General features: G+C 67.3%; 17 protein-coding genes, 1 other RNA gene and 1 riboswitch. Of the genes, 8 read left to right on the top strand and 10 right to left on the bottom strand.

The annotated features are described in order from the left end of the window. Nucleotides 1–70: 70 nt before the first annotated feature. Nucleotides 71–820: a uroporphyrinogen-III C-methyltransferase gene (gene cobA, locus DIE13_RS11850; protein WP_124827299.1), complete on the top strand. Its 750-nt coding sequence runs from the start codon at nt 71–73 to the stop codon at nt 818–820. A gap of 116 nt (nt 821–936) precedes the next feature. On the opposite strand, the gene DIE13_RS11845 is transcribed toward cobA, so the two are convergent. Genes DIE13_RS11845 through lptF form a run of 3 tightly spaced genes read right to left on the bottom strand, consistent with a single transcriptional unit; the run spans nt 937 to nt 3589 of the window. Beyond that, on the bottom strand, nt 937–1320 hold the full coding sequence (locus DIE13_RS11845) for a sirohydrochlorin chelatase (protein ID WP_124827298.1): 384 nt from the start codon (nt 1318–1320) through the stop codon (nt 937–939). Nucleotides 1321–1345: 25 nt separating this feature from the next. Then, nucleotides 1346–2494: an LPS export ABC transporter permease LptG gene (gene lptG / locus DIE13_RS11840; RefSeq protein ID WP_096502259.1), complete on the bottom strand. Its 1149-nt coding sequence runs from the start codon at nt 2492–2494 to the stop codon at nt 1346–1348. A gap of 3 nt (nt 2495–2497) precedes the next feature. Further along, nucleotides 2498–3589: an LPS export ABC transporter permease LptF gene (gene lptF, locus DIE13_RS11835; RefSeq protein ID WP_098550886.1), complete on the bottom strand. Its 1092-nt coding sequence runs from the start codon at nt 3587–3589 to the stop codon at nt 2498–2500. Nucleotides 3590–3711: 122 nt separating this feature from the next. Between lptF and DIE13_RS11830 the strand changes: the two genes are divergently transcribed. From DIE13_RS11830 to DIE13_RS11820, 3 genes are read left to right on the top strand one after another with little or no spacing between them, the layout of a single operon-like run. Further along, nucleotides 3712–5223, top strand: coding sequence for a leucyl aminopeptidase (locus DIE13_RS11830; RefSeq protein WP_124827297.1), 1512 nt, complete (start codon nt 3712–3714; stop codon nt 5221–5223). Nucleotides 5224–5257: 34 nt separating this feature from the next. Further along, entirely contained in the window at nt 5258–5674 is a 417-nt protein-coding gene (locus DIE13_RS11825; protein WP_059527631.1) for a DNA polymerase III subunit chi, read from the top strand. Nucleotides 5675–5699: 25 nt separating this feature from the next. Then, complete coding sequence (locus DIE13_RS11820) at nt 5700–6452, top strand: DUF2486 family protein (protein WP_124827296.1); 753 nt, start codon at nt 5700–5702, stop codon at nt 6450–6452. 91 nt (nt 6453–6543) lie between these two features. Here DIE13_RS11820 and DIE13_RS11815 read toward each other — a convergent pair whose 3' ends face one another. Then, on the bottom strand, nt 6544–6873 hold the full coding sequence (locus tag DIE13_RS11815) for a c-type cytochrome (RefSeq protein WP_124827295.1): 330 nt from the start codon (nt 6871–6873) through the stop codon (nt 6544–6546). A gap of 127 nt (nt 6874–7000) precedes the next feature. Beyond that, on the bottom strand, nt 7001–8674 hold the full coding sequence (ilvD, locus tag DIE13_RS11810; RefSeq protein WP_124827294.1) for a dihydroxy-acid dehydratase: 1674 nt from the start codon (nt 8672–8674) through the stop codon (nt 7001–7003). Between the two features lie 135 nt (nt 8675–8809). Here ilvD and DIE13_RS11805 point away from each other — a divergent pair, with 135 nt between their 5' ends. Both DIE13_RS11805 and lgt read left to right on the top strand, forming a co-directional pair. After that, nucleotides 8810–9727, top strand: a complete 918-nt coding sequence (locus tag DIE13_RS11805) for a LysR substrate-binding domain-containing protein (protein WP_124827293.1) — start codon at nt 8810–8812, stop codon at nt 9725–9727. A gap of 80 nt (nt 9728–9807) precedes the next feature. After that, nucleotides 9808–10698, top strand: a complete 891-nt coding sequence (gene lgt / locus DIE13_RS11800) for a prolipoprotein diacylglyceryl transferase (protein ID WP_124827292.1) — start codon at nt 9808–9810, stop codon at nt 10696–10698. 130 nt (nt 10699–10828) lie between these two features. Here lgt and DIE13_RS11795 read toward each other — a convergent pair whose 3' ends face one another. The 5 genes from DIE13_RS11795 to DIE13_RS11775 form a co-directional block, all read right to left on the bottom strand. After that, nucleotides 10829–11569 (bottom strand): SIMPL domain-containing protein, encoded by a 741-nt coding sequence (locus tag DIE13_RS11795; RefSeq protein WP_124827291.1) that lies wholly within the window; start codon nt 11567–11569, stop codon nt 10829–10831. A gap of 180 nt (nt 11570–11749) precedes the next feature. Next, nucleotides 11750–12211 carry an EVE domain-containing protein gene (locus tag DIE13_RS11790; RefSeq protein WP_124827290.1) on the bottom strand — a complete coding sequence of 154 codons (462 nt, stop codon included), beginning with the start codon at nt 12209–12211 and terminating at the stop codon, nt 11750–11752. Nucleotides 12212–12280: 69 nt separating this feature from the next. After that, nucleotides 12281–12462, bottom strand: a non-coding RNA gene (ssrS, locus tag DIE13_RS11785) — 6S RNA. An 80-nt stretch (nt 12463–12542) separates the two neighbouring features. After that, a complete protein-coding gene (locus DIE13_RS11780; RefSeq protein ID WP_011885730.1) occupies nt 12543–12857 on the bottom strand; it encodes a cell division protein ZapA in 315 nt (104 codons plus the stop codon). Next, a complete protein-coding gene (locus tag DIE13_RS11775; protein ID WP_124827289.1) occupies nt 12854–13204 on the bottom strand; it encodes an ATPase in 351 nt (116 codons plus the stop codon). Before DIE13_RS11775 ends, DIE13_RS11780 begins: the two co-directional genes overlap by 4 nt. Nucleotides 13205–13369: 165 nt before the next feature. After that, nucleotides 13370–13624, top strand: a riboswitch (cobalamin riboswitch). 633 nt (nt 13625–14257) lie between these two features. Between DIE13_RS11775 and DIE13_RS11770 the strand changes: the two genes are divergently transcribed. Next, a complete protein-coding gene (locus DIE13_RS11770; protein ID WP_124827540.1) occupies nt 14258–15256 on the top strand; it encodes an iron ABC transporter permease in 999 nt (332 codons plus the stop codon). Next, the gene (locus tag DIE13_RS11765; RefSeq protein WP_124827288.1) at nt 15253–16065 is read left to right on the top strand and encodes an ABC transporter ATP-binding protein; all 813 of its coding nucleotides are present in this window, start codon (nt 15253–15255) and stop codon (nt 16063–16065) included. Before DIE13_RS11770 ends, DIE13_RS11765 begins: the two co-directional genes overlap by 4 nt. Nucleotides 16066–16067 lie beyond the last annotated feature (2 nt).

Genomic DNA, 16067 nt, shown 5'->3' with positions numbered 1-16067 from the left:
TTGCGCGCCGCCCTCGCGGCGGCGCGCGCCGGTCGCCTTCCGCAGGGGCAGGACAAGCGAAGCGACAAACATGGGCAAGGTGTATCTGATCGGAGCAGGGCCGGGCGCTGCGGACCTCATCACGGTGCGCGGCGCACGGTTGCTCGCGCAGGCCGACGTCGTGCTGCACGACGCGCTGGTCGAGCCGGGGATGCTGGACTACGCGCCGAACGCGCGGAAGATCGCGGTCGGCAAACGCTGCGGGCAGCGCTCGACCGCGCAGCACTTCATCAACAAGCAGATCGTCGATGCGGCGCACGAGCATGTGTGCGTCGTGCGGCTGAAGGGCGGCGATCCGATGCTGTTCGGCCGCGCGGAAGAGGAAATGCGCGCGCTCGAGGCGGCGGGCATCGACTACGAGGTCGTGCCGGGCATTACCGCGGCGCTCGCGGGTGCTGCGACGCTGAAGCGCTCGCTGACGTTGCGCGGCGTGTCGCGCAGCGTCGCGTTCGCGACGCACAGTCGCGCGCCGGGCAGCGACGAGATTCGCGAAGCGGCACGCGCCGATTCGATCGTCTACTACATGGGCCGCGACAGCGCGCCCGGCATCGCGCAGGAACTGATCGACGCAGGCCGTGCGCCCGCGACGCCGGTGGCGATCGTCGAGGCATGCAGCACCGCGCGCGAACGCACGCTGACGCTGACGCTCGCGCAGATGGCGGCGGGCGATGCGCAGGCGTGGCTCGATCCGGCGGAGCCGAGCCTGCTGATGATCGGCGATGCGTTCGCCGAGCGTGCGCGGCTCGTGAAAGCGGGCGATGCATTGCGGGACGCTGCGTGAGTCGACGCGGCGGTGCGCACATGTGGCGCTCGTCTGTTGTTGCCCGGTAGCGGGCGAACCGCATAAAAAAGCGCTGGCAGAAGCCAGCGCTTTTTTCTTTGGAGCCGCGGAAGCCGCTACGCGTCGCCGCCGAGCTGATCGACGCAGTAGCGCGCGATCGCATCGAGCACGCCGTCGTCTTCTCCGACCGCGGTTGCGCAGCGGATCTCGACACCCGGATGCGCGGCGCGGCATGCATCGACGAGTTGCGGCAGGTCGCGGCGGACATGGCCGCCCTGACCGAAGAATACCGGCACCACGGTGATGCGTGTGCAGCCGGCCGCGACCTGGGCGGCGACGGCCGCATCGAGCGACGGCGTCATCAATTCGAGGAACGCGAGCGACACGTGCGGCGCAGACTCGCCCGCGCCGCGCAGCCGCGCGGCCAGCCGCTCGAACGGCTCGGCCCAGCGCGGATCGCGTGCGCCGTGGCCGAACAGGACGATGCCTTGCGAACTCATGTCGAAGCCTCCGCCGTCATGGCGCTCAGTGCCGGTCGACCCACTTCAGCGCGAACAGGCCGAGCGCGAGATAGATGAGTCCCGGCGTCGCCGCGGTCAGCGGCGCGGGCCAAGTATTCAGCGTGCCGATGTGCGAGAACAGCGTGTTGAGCAACTGGAAGCTCATGCCGAGCATGATGCCGCCGAACACCTTCACGCCGACCACGCCCGCACGCGTATGCAGGTACGCGAACGGCAGCGACAGCACGAGCATCACGAACACCGCGAACGGGTACAGCAGCTTGCGCCACAGCGCGATGTCGTAGCGCTGCGTGTCCTGCTGGTTCTCGCGCAAGTGCTGGATGTAGCGGAACAGGTTGATGATCGACATGCGTTCCGGCGACACGAGCAGCACCGACAGGATCTGAGGCGTCAGGTCCGAGCGCAGCCGGTATTCGGGCAGCGTGACCTGCTGCGACCGGTACACGGGGTTCAGCGCGTCGGCCGGCTGGCCGCTGATCGGCTTGATCGGGGTCAGCACCGTTTCCGTGACACCCTTGAGCAGCCAGTGGCCGGGCGGCTCGTAGCGGCCCGTCTGCGCGATCCGCACGTTCTGCAGCTGGAATTTCGAGTCGAACTCGTAGATGCGCACGTTGCTGATCGTCGAGTCCGGGGACAGGCTGCCGACGTTGACGAAGCGCGTGACCTGCTCGCCGTTCTCGCGCGCCGCGAGTGTGTCCTTCACCCACACGCCCGACTGGAAGTTCGACGACACCGATGCGCCGAGCGCCTGCAGCCGCACGCGTTCGGACAGCTGGTCGGCGTACGGGCCGACGAATTCGCCGATCAGGTAGGTGACGATCACGAGCGGAATGCCGATCTTCAGCAGCGAGCGCAGCGCCTGGTTGGTCGCGAGGCCCGACACGCGGAAGATCGTGAATTCCGAGTTCGCGGCCATCTGCGCGAACACGTAGATCGCGCTGATCAGCGCGGCGACCGGGATGATTTCGTAAAAGCGCGACGGCGTCTGCAGCGCGACGCGCAGCACCGCATAGCCGAACTTGTAGTTGCCGTGTCCGACCGAGTTCAGTTCGCTGATCAGGTCGAAGAAGAAGAACAGACCCGAGAACGCGAACAGAATGAAGACGAACGTGACGTAGATCTGCCGTGCGAAGTATTTTTCATAGAGCCGCATCGATCATGCTCCCGAGCGGCCGAACAGCGCGCGTGTAAACAGCGGACGATTGCGCACACGCAACCAGAAGATGAACGCGACGATCACCGCGACGATCGCATGCAGGCCGACGAGGCCGACGCCGAACGACATCTTGCCCTGTTCGATCTGCGACTGGACGACGTTCAGCAGGTTCGAGTACGTGAGGTAGATCAGCACGGCCATCACGAGGTTGATCGTGCGGCTGCGGCGCGGGTTCTGGTACGAAAGCGGGATGCCGAGCACCAGCAGGTTGATCGCGATCAGCGGCAGCCCCGCGCGCCATGCGAATTCCGCGAGGTTGTCGCGCGTCGGGTTGCGCAGCAGGTCCAGCGTCGGCGTGCTGTTGGTGGTCGGCACGTTGGTGACCGGGGTGCTCGTGATCTTCACGCCGTAGCGCTGGAACTCCATGATCTTGAAGTTCGGCTGGCCCGGCGTGCCGTCGTAGCGGCGGCCGTCTTCCAGCACGACGAAGCGATCGCCGTCCTTCGTCTCCGTATGGCCGGTGTGCGACACGACGACGTTGACCTTGCCGTTCTCCGTCGACGTGACGAATACGTTCTGCACCTTGCTCTGGTCCGGCGACATCTTCTCGATGAAGAACACGCGATGGTTCGTCGCCGATTCGCGGAACTGGCCCGGCGCGAGCAGCGAGATTTCGTCGCGCTGCTGGAAGCGTGCCTTGATCATCTTGCTCTGCTGGTTCGACCACGGCCAGCCGACGAATGCGAAGAACGCGATCAGCACGATGATCGGCGTCGCGAATACGCCGATCGGCTTGATCAGGCGCGTGAGGCTCACGCCGGACGCGAGCCACACCACCATTTCGGAGTCCCGGTACCACCGGGTCAGCACGAACAGGATCGACACGAACAGCGTGACGACGAGCATCACGGCGAGATAGCCGATCACGGTCAGGCCGATCAGCACGAGCACGTCTCGCGGATCGATTTCGCCGGACGCGGCGTAGCCGACGATGCGGATCATCATCGTCGTGAGCATGATCGTGAGCAGCACCATGAACACGGCGCCAGCCGTATACGCAAGCTCGCGCTGGAGGGAGCGTTCGAAGATCATTCTTGATGAGAAGAGGGCGGGAGGCTGCGCACGCGTGGTGGAGCGCTCGCGCCGCCACGGGAAAAATAGCGGATAATTGCGGCTTTCATCCTTAGCCCAGATTTTATCCGAGGACAAGCGCGATGGACTTTAGCATAAAAGGCTGTGATTGGAGCAAAGGCGAGGCCAAGGGGTTCCTGACCGGGAAGTCCGACTGCATCGTGCTCGGCATCTTCGAGGCGCAGACCCTATCTGGCGCGGCACTCGACATCGACACGGCCACCAACGGACTGATCTCGCGCATGGTGAAGGCCGGCGACATGGACGGCAAGCGCGGCCGGACGCTGTTCCTGCACGAAGTATCGGGCATCGGCGCGTCGCGCGTGCTGCTCGTCGGCCTCGGCAAGCAGGATGCTTTCAATCAGAAAGCCTACAACGACGCGGTGACGGCCGCATGGCGCGCGCTGCTTGCGACGAAGGTCGTGCAGGTCACGTTCTCGCTCGCGCAACTGCCGGTCGACGAGCGCGGCTCCGATTGGGGCGTGCGCGCGGCGATTCTCGCGCTGCGCAACGAGACGTACCGCTTCACGCAGATGAAGAGCAAGCCGGAGCCGGCATCGCACACGCTCAAGCGCGTCGTGTTCAGCGTCGATCCGTCCGACGAAAAGGCGGCGAAGCTGGCGATCAAGCAGGCCGTCGCGCTCGCCAACGGGATGGATCTGACCCGCGATCTGGGCAACCTGCCCGGCAACGTGTGCACGCCGACCTATCTCGGCAACACCGCGAAGAAGATCGCGAAGGATTGGGGCCTGAAGGCCGAGGTGCTCGGCCTGAAGCAGATCCAGGCGCTCAAGATGGGTTCGTTCCTGTCGGTCGCGCGCGCCTCGGTCGAACCGCCGCAGTTCATCGTGCTGCACTACCAGGGCGCCGCCGCGAAGGCCGCGCCGGTCGTGCTGGTCGGCAAGGGCATCACGTTCGACACCGGCGGCATCTCGCTGAAGCCGGGCGAGGGCATGGACGAGATGAAGTACGACATGTGCGGCGCGGGCTCCGTGCTCGGCACGATGCGTGCGGTCGCCGAGATGGGCCTGAAGATCAACGTCGTCGCGATCGTGCCGACCTGCGAGAACATGCCGGGCGGCAACGCGACGAAGCCGGGCGACGTCGTCACCAGCATGAAGGGGCTGACGATCGAAGTGCTGAACACCGACGCCGAGGGTCGCCTGATCCTGTGCGACGCGCTGACCTACGCGGAGCGCTTCAAGCCGGCCGCGGTGATCGACGTGGCGACCCTGACGGGCGCATGCGTGATCGCGCTCGGCGGCCACAACAGCGGCCTGTTCTCGAAGGACGATGCGCTCGCGGGCGAACTGCTCGACGCGTCGCGCGAGGCGAACGACCCGGCATGGCGCATGCCGCTCGACGACGAGTACCAGGATCAACTGAAGTCGAATTTCGCGGACATCGCGAACATCGGCGGACGTCCGGCCGGTGCCGTGACGGCTGCGTGCTTCCTGTCGCGCTTCACCGAAAGCTACCCGTGGGCGCACCTCGACATCGCGGGTACCGCATGGAAGGGCGGCGCGGCGAAGGGGGCGACCGGTCGTCCGGTGCCGCTGCTCGCGCAGTTCCTGATCGACCGCGCCGGCCAGTAATGGCGGTGCACACGACGATGCAGGTACGCGGGCAATGACGCGAATCGATTTCCATTCGAACGTCGGCGATTCGCTCGCGTACGCGTGCCGGCTGCTGCGCAAGGCCTATCTGGCCGGGCAGCCGGTCGTCGTGCTCGCCGAGCCCGCGCGCCTGCGCGCGCTCGACGAGCGGCTCTGGACCTTCTCGCCGCTCGATTTCATCCCGCATTGCGGCGTCGACAGCGCGCACGCAGCCGGCACGCCGATCGTGCTGACCGCCGACCTCGACCAGGCGCCGCATCATCACGTGCTGCTGAACCTCGGTGCCGCCGTGCCCGCGCAGTTCGCCCGCTTCGAGCGTCTGCTCGAAGTGGTCGGCAATGCGCCGGACGAACTCGCCGCGGGCCGCGACCGCTACCGCTTTTACCGCGATCGCGGATACGCGCTGAACAACTACAAGCAGGGCAGCTAGCCGAACCCGTCGACGGAGCGTTCCCGTGACACAAGCCGACTCATCCTCAATCCCGACGCTGACCGACGTGCTGGTGCCGGGCAAGCCGGTGCCGGCGCGTGCGTCCGCGGCAGATGCATCGTCGCCGCACGACGATGCCGCCATTCCGGTGCTGACCGACGTGGTTGCGCCGGCCCGTGCCGCCGAAGTTCCCGGCGCGCCGCAACACGTGGACACCGACCCCGAATCCGTGGTGGTCGAGCCGGTGCCGACGCCGTACGTACCGGCCGTCGAACTGCCCGGCGACAGCGATGCGCCGGCCGAACCCGGTGCCGCGGAGCGCGTCGTCGCAGAGGAATCCGCGGCGATGCAGGCGCCGCTTCGTTCGGCGCTCGCCGCCGACGATTCGCAGCCTCACGATCTCGCCGCGGTGCCGCACGAGACAGCCGGGCACTCCGAGGCAGCAGGGCTGCCCGAGGCGCTTGCACCGGCCGTTGACGCACCGGTTCCCGATCACCTCGCCGGCGTGCGGCAGCCGGATGCGGCTGCCGCGCTGACGGCGGAGGACGCACAGTGCATCGCCGAGCGTCTGCGCAACCGTCTGACGAATTATCTGACCGGGGAAGGGCGCGAGGCGATCGAGGCGCGTTGCCGCGACGCGCTGCACGACCATACAGCCTGGCTGGTTGGCCAGATCACGCGCGAAGTGGCGCTGGCGCTCGAAACGGAAGTGATGGATTGGGTTCGCGATGCGGTCGATGACGAGATCGCCCGCCGCCGGAGCGGTCATTCGGGCTGACCACGCGTTCGTTTCGGTGCAGGAACCGCGGGCGCGGTTCCGGTCGCCACCGGCGAACCTGCCGGCACGTGCGCGCGCCGGATCATTCCCTTCAGTGCAGCGATAGCACCCACTGCGCAAGCGTGTGCGCCTCGGCACTCGTCAGCTGCGTATTGGCGGGCATCGGCACGTTGCCCCACACACCCACGCTGCCGTTTACGATCGACTGCGCGAGGTAATCGGCGGCGTCCGTGCGGGCTGCGTACCGGCCGGCGATGTCGCGGAACGACGGACCCATCAACGGCTTGCCGACCGCGTGGCAGGCCAGGCAGTTCTTGCGCTGCGCGAGTGCGAGCCCGTCGGCGCCCGGGTCGGCGTGTGCGGCTGCCGCGCTGCCGGTCAGCAGCATCACGAGCAGCGCGCGCAATATCGTCTGTTTCATGCGGTTCTCCGCCGGCGGGGACGGCCGGCTTCACGGTCCGCGTGCATTATAAGAGTAAAGGGAACGCGCGTTTTGCGCGTTTCCCCGACGGCTGTCTGCAATGGGGTCGCATGACGCCAGACGCGCGTCAGCCGGTGACGGCCCCCTTGTTCGCCGGGCGGGCGAGGGCCGCGTACTTGGCCAGCACGCCGCGCGTGTAGCGCGGCGCCGGCTGCGTCCAGGCGGCGCGCCGGCGCGCGAGTTCCGCGTCGTCGACGTTCAGTTGCAGCACCAGCCGGTGCGCATCGATCGTGATCGAGTCGCCTTCCTGTACGAGCGCGATCGTACCGCCGACGAACGCCTCCGGTGCGACGTGGCCGACCACCATGCCCCAGGTGCCGCCGGAGAAGCGGCCGTCCGTGATGAAACCGACCGACTCGCCGAGCCCCTTGCCGATGATCGCCGACGTCGGCGCGAGCATTTCCGGCATGCCCGGGCCGCCTTGCGGGCCGAGATAGCGCAGCACGAGCACGTCGCCCGCGCGGATCCGGTCGCCGAGGATGGCATCCATCGCGCTTTGCTCGTCGTCGAACACGCGCGCCGGGCCGGTGATCACCGGGTTCTTCAGGCCGGTGATCTTCGCGACCGCGCCGTCCTCCGCGAGATTGCCCTTCAGGATCGCGAGATGGCCTTCCTTGTACAGTGCGCGATCGATCGGGAAGATCACGTTCTGGTCCGCGCGCGGCACGCCCGGCACGTCCTTCAGTTCCTCGGCGATCGTGCGGCCGGTGATCGTGATGCAGTCACCGTGCAGCAGCCCCGCATCGAGCAGGATTCGCAGCACCTGCGGGATGCCGCCCGCCTTGTGCAGGTCGGTCGCGACGTACTGGCCCGACGGCTTCAGGTCGCAGATCACCGGCACGCGTTTGCGGATGCGCTCGAAGTCGTCGATCGTCCAGTCGATCTCGGCCGCGTGCGCGATCGCGAGATAGTGCAGCACCGCGTTGGTCGAGCCGCCGGTCGCCATGATCAGCGACACGGCATTCTCGATCGACGCCTTCGTGATGATGTCGCGCGGCTTCAGGTCGCGCTTCACGGCCTCGACCAGCACGCGCGCCGATTCGGCGGCCGAATCGACTTTTTCCTGGTCGGGGTTGGCCATCGTCGACGAGTACATCAGCGACATGCCGAGCGCCTCGAACGACGAGCTCATCGTGTTCGCGGTGTACATGCCGCCGCACGAGCCCGACGTCGGGCACGCGTTCTGCTCGACCCCTTCGAAATCCTCCTGCGACATCCGGCCCGCGGTGAATTCGCCGACCGCCTCGAACGACGACACGATCGTCAGGTCGCGGCCCTTCCAGTGGCCGGGGCGGATCGTGCCGCCGTACACGTAGATGCCCGGCACGTTCAGGCGCGCGAGCGCGATCATGCCGCCCGGCATGTTCTTGTCGCAGCCGCCGACCACTACCACGCCGTCCATCCACTGACCCTGCACGCAGGTTTCGATGCAGTCGGCGATTACTTCGCGCGACACGAGCGAGTACTTCATCCCCTCCGTACCCATCGACATGCCGTCCGAGATCGTCGGCGTGCCGAAGATCTGCGGGTTCGCGTCGGCGGCCTTCACCGCGGCAACAGCGGCGTCCGACAGGCGCTGCAGGCCCGAGTTGCACGGCGTGATCGTCGAGTGACCGTTCGCGATGCCGATCATCGGTTTGTCGAAATCGTCCTTCTGGTAGCCGAGGGCGTAATACATCGAGCGATTCGGCGAACGGGCCACGCCTTGCGTGATGTGCTGCGAGCGGCGGTTGTACGACATGGGGGACTCCATCGTTGTGTTGGCGACGCCCGCGAACGGCGTGCCGGTTCGGATGAAACAAGAATGGAGTTTCCGGTTTGGGATGTCCAATATATTATTTGTCGCTTACTAAGTCGTTTTACGAATGAGTGAAGCATGGCAGATCCGACGCCCGACCTGCGCCAGTGGCGCTATTTCGCAACCGTTGCCGACGAGCGCCATTTCGGCCGCGCGGCCGAACGGCTGTCGATGACGCAGCCGCCGCTGTCGCAGGCGATCCGCTCGCTGGAGGATGCGCTCGGCGTCGCGCTGTTCGTGCGCACCAAGCGTTCGGTTGCGTTGACGGCGGTCGGCGCCGCGCTGCTGCCCGACGTGCGCCGGCTGCTCGCGTCGGCCGACGCGCTGCCGCCGCTCGCGCGGCGTCTCGCGCGCGGCGAGGCCGGCTCGTTGTCGCTCGCGTTCGTATCGACCGCCGATTACGGGCTGCTGCCGGCGCTGCTACGTGCGTTCGGCGCGCGCTATCCGCAGGTGCGGCTGCAACTCGCGGAAGCGACGAGCGACGTGCAGATCGACGAACTCGTCGCGGGCCGCATCGACGCCGGGCTCGTGATTCCGCCGGTGCCGCCGCGCCACGCGGCCGGGCTGTCGTACCTGCCGGTCGTGCGCGAGCCGCTGGTGGTTGCGATGCCGGCGTCCGCCGCGCCGGATGCAGGGGAGGACGAACCGGTGCACCTGGCCGAGGTGGCCGCGCTGCCGCTGGTGATCTTCCCGCGTCGTTTGGCGCCCGGCTTTTATGACATCATTACGGGCTGCTACGGCGCGGCGGGGGAAACCCCGCGCATCGGCCAGGAGGCGATCCAGATGCAGACGATCGTCAGCCTCGTGTCGGCCGGCATGGGCGTCGCACTGGTGCCGCAGTCTCTGCGTAACCTGCGGCGCACCGGCGTGGTCTACCGGCCGCTCGCCGGCGACGCCCCCGTCGTCGAGACGGGCCTCGTGTGGCGCACGGGCGACGTGAGTCCGGTGCTCGCCGGCTTCATCGACGTCGTGCGTGCGCACGGTCTCACCGCGTGACGCGAACGTTGGCGCGCCGGCGCCGTCCAATGCGCGGTGCGGGAGCACCGTACCGCATTCGAAAACTTCATCGCTAACCCATGATCATTCACCCGAATTTCGACCCCGTAGCGATCCATCTCGGGCCGCTCGCCGTGCGCTGGTACGGTCTCATGTATCTCGTCGGCTTCATCGCGGCGATCGTCGTCGGCCGGATCCGCCTGAAGCTGCCGCACGTCGCGGCGCAGGGCTGGACCGCGAAGGACATCGACGACATGATGTTCTACGGCGTGCTCGGCACCGTGCTCGGCGGCCGGCTCGGCTACGTGCTGTTCTACAAGGCCGACTTCTACTTCGCGCATCCGCTCGACGTCTTCAAGGTGTGGGAAGGCGGGATGTCGTTTCACGGCGGCTTCCTCGGCGTGACGCTCGCGATGGTGCTGTTCGCGTGGCAGCGCAAGCGCCACTGGCTGCAGGTCACCGATTTCGTCGCGCCGATGGTGCCGACGGGGCTCGCGGCCGGGCGGCTCGGCAACTTCATCAACGGCGAGCTGTGGGGCCGCGTGACGGATCCGCATGCGCCGTGGGCGATGATGTTCCCGGGCGCGATGCGCGACGATGCGGCATGGCTGCCGAAGCATCCGGCGCTCGTCGAGAAGTGGCATCTCGCCGACGTGTTCATGCAGTACCAGATGCTGCCGCGTCATCCTTCGCAGCTCTATGAAATCGCGCTCGAGGGCATTACGTTGTTCTTCGTACTGTTCTTCTTCTCGCGCAAGTCGCGGCCGATGGGCGCCGTATCCGCGCTGTTCCTGATCGGTTACGGCCTCGCGCGCTTCACCGTCGAATTCGCACGCGAACCGGACGATTTCCTCGGCCTGCTCGCACTCGGCCTGTCGATGGGGCAGTGGCTGTCGCTGCCGATGATCATCGTGGGTATCGCGCTGATGATGTGGGCGTATCGCCGCCACGCAAAGCATGCGGCTGCGTAACCGTCGATGCAGGTGATGCATCCGGTGCGATGCCGATGGGTACGATCGGCATCGCACGCAAGGTCACCAATGAAAAACGCCGGCCCTCGGGCCGGCGTTTTTGCATCTGCCTGCGGCGGCGCGATGCGCGTTACTTCATCTGCACGGAGCCGTTGACCGTCACCGAGACGGTCGCCTTGCCGCCTTCGACCGCGATCGGCGCGCTCATCTTCGCGCTGTCCATCGGTGCCGCGGCCATCGCCATCATGCGCGGATAGGGCTGAACGTTGCGGCCGCCGCCGACGTTCACATCGCGGATCGAGTAGCTGCTGTAGCCAAAGGCCTTCGCGGCTTCGTCCGCGCGCGCGCGGAACGACTTGATCGCCTCGGTGGTGAGCTTCTGCTCGGCTGCGCGCTGCGCTTCGGGCGACAGCGAGAATTCGACGTTCGCGACCTGCATCTGGTTCGACAACTGGCCCGCGAGCTTCGAGGCCGCCGCGAAATCGCGCGATTCGAGCACGACTTCGGTGCGTCCGCGCCACGCGGAAATCTTCCCGTCGCGATCGGTGCTCGGATACACGGAGAACGCGCCGGTGTGCGCGGTAACGCCCGACACGCCCTTCGCCTGCGCAAGCGCCGCGTCGGCGCGCTGGTTCAGCGCGGACGTGAGGCTGCCCGGATCCTTCGCTTGCTGCTCGTAGAACAGCGTGATGTGGATGATGTCCTGCGGCACGTCGGCGCTGGCCTGCGACGACAGCGACAACACGCCCGCCGGCTCGGGAAAGTGCGGGTTCGCGGTTTGCGCATGCGCGGCCGGCGACGTGAGCGTCAGCGCGACGGGCACAGCGGCGGCGAGGGCGAGGGACAGCGCGAGTGCGGATTTCTTGGTCATTGTTGGACTCCTTGTGCGAGGGCGCGCACGCGGATCACGCGTGCGCGACGCGGGCGTACCGCGCGACGGAAAAACCGCCGTCGGCCAGATCGGCGGACGGCGGTTGCTTAGGTTGCGCGAATGCGCCGCGAGTTCCGTGGCGGTGGCGCGTGTTGACCGGATTTGACCTTTCGCGCATGCCTACTTCATCAGCTTTTCGGTAATGAAGCGCCATTCCGCACGCGTGACGGGCGTGATCGACAACCGGTTGCCGCGCGCGAGCACGCGCATGTCCGCGAGCTCGTCGTGTTCGCGCAGCGCCGCGAGCGGCACGAGCGGCGACTTCTTCACGAAGCGCACGTCGACGAGCAGCCAGCGCGGCGTTTCCTGCGTCGACTTCGGGTCGTAATACGGACTCTTCGGATCGAACTGGGTGGGATCGGGGTAGGGCGTCGACGACACTTCGGCAAGGCCCGCGATGCCGGGCTCGGGGCAGCTCGAGTGATAGAACAGCACACCGTCGCCGATCTTCATCGTGTCGCGCATGAAATTGCGCGCCTGATAGTTGCGCACGCCAGTCCATGGCAGCGAACGCTGCGGTGCGTTTGCGAGATCGTCGATGCTTGCTTCGTCCGGTTCGGACTTCATCAGCCAGTATTGCATGGATCGTAATCGACGCAGAAAGGGCTGCTACAAAAGGAAACGGCATCGGGAGTTCCCGATGCCGTTGGATAGGCCCCCGCCTTGGCCGCTAGGCCGGCATCCTGAACCTGGGGTTCAGAATTGGTCGCAGTTAGCAGCACTTCGGGTACATCAGACAGAGTGACGCGCGCGCCCGTGCTACAAATTTCCGCAACCGTGCACATGGCATTGGTTCAAGGAATATATGACCTTGGCGAACCAGGCAGGGAAGCTGACTGAACTGTGTTTCGTTGCGCCAATTTGACCACCGTTGATCGCCGAGATCAAGGGGAATCGACGCATCGATCAAACGTTACTGCGTCTCGTGCTGTGCGAGCACCGCGCCGAGCTGTTCGTTCATTTGATGCATTGTACGACGGATTTCCTCCGCCGGAAATGCTTCACCGTGCCGCACGCTGGTTTGCAGTCGCAGCAATTCGGATGCGAGCGACAATGCGGCCATCACCGCGATACGATCGGTGCCGCGCACCGAACTGTTCGCGCGGATCTTCGACATTTCGGCGTCGACGCGCGCGACGGCCTCGAGCAGCGCCGCTTCGGTCTCGGCCGAACAGGCGAGCCGATAGGGCTGACCGAGAATCGAGACTTCGATCTGCTTGGTGCTCATGCATGTTCTCCGTGGCTGGCCGCGTCATCGCTATCCGTACGCGCCTGCGCGTCCAGCAGATCGAGCTGGTTGTCGGCCTGCTCCGCGCTCTTCGAGCGCGGCAGTTTTTCGAGAATCGCGTTCAGTTTGACCTGGGCGTCGTCGATCTTTGCCGACAGGTTGTCGCGCTCGGCCGCGAGCGCATTGCGTTCCTCGCGCAGTTGCGCGAGTTCCGCGCGGACCGCGTCCGCTTCCGCGCGCAATTGCGCGACTTGCTCCTCGAGCGCGAGCCGTTCCGTGTGATAGCGCTTGTTCAGCGAAATCAGACGGCCAATATTTTGAGATAAGGTTTCGAGTTCGTTGAGCATCTGCTGCGTCCTCTAAAGACCCAGCATTTTAGCGCGGAATAACGCGCATTCCGACATCTGTAACGTTTCCAGTCGTAACACCCTCGCTTCTTGCCTCGAATATGCGTGTCGCGCGTGCTCCGAAACGCGCGCGGACCGCTTTCTTGACGCTCGCGCGGCCGGCTCCTAAACTGGCGCCGCCTCGGTGCTCGCGCGTGCGTCGCGCGGTTAAACGGGAAGCAGGGCGCGTACTCCGCCAGGAAAGCGCCAACCTGCGCTGCCCCCGCAACGGTAAGCGGCCGCGTCGTACGACGCAGGCCGGCTCGGGCGTGTCCGACGTGCAGGTTTCGCACGCGGGCACGGGCCACTGCGCGCGACACGCGCGGGAAGGCGAGCCGGTACGCTGCAGCCCGGATACCGGCCGAGGCGAGGGGCCCGCACGGGCTTCGTGACGCGCGGCCTGCGGGGAAGCGGGGCGCGCAGTGCTTCACGGGACTTGTCTTCGATGCTGACCCCAATCGTCCGTACTGAGTTCGGCGCGCCGCGCGGATTGTCGCTCGCCGCCGTCACGCGGACTGCCGTGCGCGCCGATTCGGCGAGATTCGCGGCGACGCGTGCCGCCGCAGTCGCCAATGTGCCGTGGCCGGCGACGATCGTATCGCGCACGCTCGCGGATGCAGCCGCGCGGCGCACCGGATTCGAGACGCCGGATCTCGCCGCGCGCGCGGACACCGACCCGATACGGCGGCTTCCACTATATTGCGCAGAACCTCGGCCGCACGCAGGTGCCGCGGCTCGCCGGATCGTCGCGACATCGAGCCGGTACGGTCGATGCACGGCTGGCTGCGATGTCGCGGGGTGCGGCTCGGCGGCCACGGGATCGTCGACGTCGCGGTGCGCGATGACATTGCCGCGTCGCGATACGTGCGTAGACGCTTCAACAACGCCCTGTTCCACAAGGATGACGAGCTTGCGTATCCCCACAACATGCCGCAGCGCTGCGACCGTGCCGCGTTCGGCCGGCGACGGCGGTCAGCCGATGCGTCGCGCGTCGCGCGCGATGCCGCGCAGCGCATGAGCGCCGCTCGGGCCGCCACGATCTGGGCCGTGCTCGTGGCCGTGGTCGCGTTGCTGTTCGTCGCGTCGCTGTCGATCGGCAGCGTGCCGATGTCGCCGTGGCAAGCGCTCGCGTCGCTCGTCCCGCATGGCGGCGATGCGCTGTTCGCCGACATCGTGCGCACGCTGCGGCTGCCGCGCGCACTCGCCGGCTTCGCATGCGGCGCGCTGCTCGCGCTCGCCGGTGCGCTGCTGCAGGTGCTGCTGCGCAATCCGCTCGCGGAGCCGTACGTGCTTGGCGTGTCGGGCGGCGCGGCCGGCTTCGCGCTCGTCGCGATGATCGCGGGTGCCGCATGGTGGCTCGTCGATGCGTCTGCGTTCGCCGGCGCGCTCGTGTCGGTCGCGCTGGTGCTCGGACTCGCGCGTCGCGAGCTGTGGCGCGGCGAATCGCGCGATGCATCGCCGCGACTGCTGCTCACCGGGGTCGTGATCGCGGCGGGATGGGGCGCGCTCGTCACGCTGCTGCTGTCGCTCGCGCCCGACGGCCGGCTGCGCGGCATCCTCTTCTGGCTGACCGGTGACCTGAACGGCGTGACGGCGCCGTGGTTCGCATGGGGCGCGCTGCTGCTGGCCGCGTGCATCGCGCTGCCCACCGCACCGCAACTGAACGTGCTGCTGCGCGGCGACGCGACCGCGCTCGCGCTCGGCGTGCCGGTCGCGCGACTGCGGGTGCGGATCTACCTCGTCGCGTCGCTGGCCGCCGCAGCGGCGGTGACGACGGCCGGCACGATCGGCTTCGTCGGCCTCGTCGTCCCGCACGCGCTGCGACTTGCGTTCGGCAACGACCAGCGCATGCTGCTGCCTGCAGCGATGCTCGCGGGCGGTGGCGGCGTGATGGCGGCCGATCTGCTCGCGCGCACCGCGATTGCACCCGCGCAATTGCCCGTCGGCGTGATGACCGCGTTGATCGGCGTGCCGGTGTTCCTGTGGATGTTGCTGAGGAGGCCGATGCGATGACGCTCACCGCAACGCGCACCGCGGGCGACATGACCTACGCTGCGGCTGGCGTGACGCTGAAGGCCGGCGACCGGACGTTGCTTGGCGGCTTCACGCAGACGTTCCGGCCGGGCGAGATCTGGTGTGTCGCCGGGCCGAACGGCGCCGGCAAGACGACGCTGCTCGCGACGCTTGCGGGGCTGCAGCCGCCGGCCGGCGGCCAGGTCGAGATCGACGGCCGGCCGCTTGCCGCATGGCCGCCCGAACAACTGGCGCAGCGCCGTGCGCTGATGCCGCAGCAACAGCACGACGCGTTCAGCGCGACGGTATTCGATACGGTGCTGCTGAACCGCTTTCCGTATCTCGGCGGCTGGGGCTGGGAGCGTGACGGCGATCGCGCGGCGGCGCGCGATGCGCTCGCGACGTTCGGGCTGGCCGCGCTCGCATCGCGCGACGTGCTGTCGCTGTCCGGCGGCGAGCGCCAGCGCGTCGCGCTGGCCGCGACGCTGTGCCAGGATGCGCCGCTGATGCTGCTCGACGAGCCGCTCGCGCATCTCGACCTGCATCACCAGATCGATTGCCTGAGCGCGCTGACCGCATGGCTCGACGCTGGCCCGCGCACGGTGCTGTTCTCGTGCCACGACCTGAATCTCGCGCGGCGTTTCGCGACGCACGCGCTGTTGCTCGACGGCCGCGGCCGTGCGTGGGCCGGCCCCGTGCACGACGTGCTGACGCCGGCGCGTGCCAGCGAGGCCTTCGGCTATCCGCTCGTGCTGATCCGCGAGAACGGCCGTGACGCGCTGCTGCCCGCGTGGCCCGAGCGGCGATGATC

The organism is Burkholderia sp. Bp9016 (genome assembly GCF_003857765.1).
Taxonomy (GTDB): domain Bacteria; phylum Pseudomonadota; class Gammaproteobacteria; order Burkholderiales; family Burkholderiaceae; genus Burkholderia.
Note: the sequence above shows the minus strand (reverse complement) of the source record. Positions and strands in the feature narration are given on the sequence as shown.

Excerpts from the sequence above, each read along its gene's own strand:
- DIE13_RS11830 (WP_124827297.1), top strand. The coding sequence starts at position 3,712 with ATGGACTTTAGCATAAAAGGCTGTGATTGGAGCAAAGGCGAGGCCAAG.
- DIE13_RS11775 (WP_124827289.1), bottom strand. The coding sequence starts at position 13,204 with ATGCTCAACGAACTCGAAACCTTATCTCAAAATATTGGCCGTCTGATT.
- lgt (WP_124827292.1), top strand. The coding sequence starts at position 9,808 with ATGATCATTCACCCGAATTTCGACCCCGTAGCGATCCATCTCGGGCCG.
- DIE13_RS11770 (WP_124827540.1), top strand. The coding sequence starts at position 14,258 with ATGAGCGCCGCTCGGGCCGCCACGATCTGGGCCGTGCTCGTGGCCGTG.
- cobA (WP_124827299.1), top strand. The coding sequence starts at position 71 with ATGGGCAAGGTGTATCTGATCGGAGCAGGGCCGGGCGCTGCGGACCTC.
- DIE13_RS11790 (WP_124827290.1), bottom strand. The coding sequence starts at position 12,211 with ATGCAATACTGGCTGATGAAGTCCGAACCGGACGAAGCAAGCATCGAC.
- lptF (WP_098550886.1), bottom strand. The coding sequence starts at position 3,589 with ATGATCTTCGAACGCTCCCTCCAGCGCGAGCTTGCGTATACGGCTGGC.
- DIE13_RS11805 (WP_124827293.1), top strand. The coding sequence starts at position 8,810 with ATGGCAGATCCGACGCCCGACCTGCGCCAGTGGCGCTATTTCGCAACC.
- DIE13_RS11780 (WP_011885730.1), bottom strand. The coding sequence starts at position 12,857 with ATGAGCACCAAGCAGATCGAAGTCTCGATTCTCGGTCAGCCCTATCGG.
- DIE13_RS11845 (WP_124827298.1), bottom strand. The coding sequence starts at position 1,320 with ATGAGTTCGCAAGGCATCGTCCTGTTCGGCCACGGCGCACGCGATCCG.
- DIE13_RS11795 (WP_124827291.1), bottom strand. The coding sequence starts at position 11,569 with ATGACCAAGAAATCCGCACTCGCGCTGTCCCTCGCCCTCGCCGCCGCT.
- DIE13_RS11825 (WP_059527631.1), top strand. The coding sequence starts at position 5,258 with ATGACGCGAATCGATTTCCATTCGAACGTCGGCGATTCGCTCGCGTAC.
- DIE13_RS11765 (WP_124827288.1), top strand. The coding sequence starts at position 15,253 with ATGACGCTCACCGCAACGCGCACCGCGGGCGACATGACCTACGCTGCG.
- DIE13_RS11815 (WP_124827295.1), bottom strand. The coding sequence starts at position 6,873 with ATGAAACAGACGATATTGCGCGCGCTGCTCGTGATGCTGCTGACCGGC.
- lptG (WP_096502259.1), bottom strand. The coding sequence starts at position 2,494 with ATGCGGCTCTATGAAAAATACTTCGCACGGCAGATCTACGTCACGTTC.
- ilvD (WP_124827294.1), bottom strand. The coding sequence starts at position 8,674 with ATGTCGTACAACCGCCGCTCGCAGCACATCACGCAAGGCGTGGCCCGT.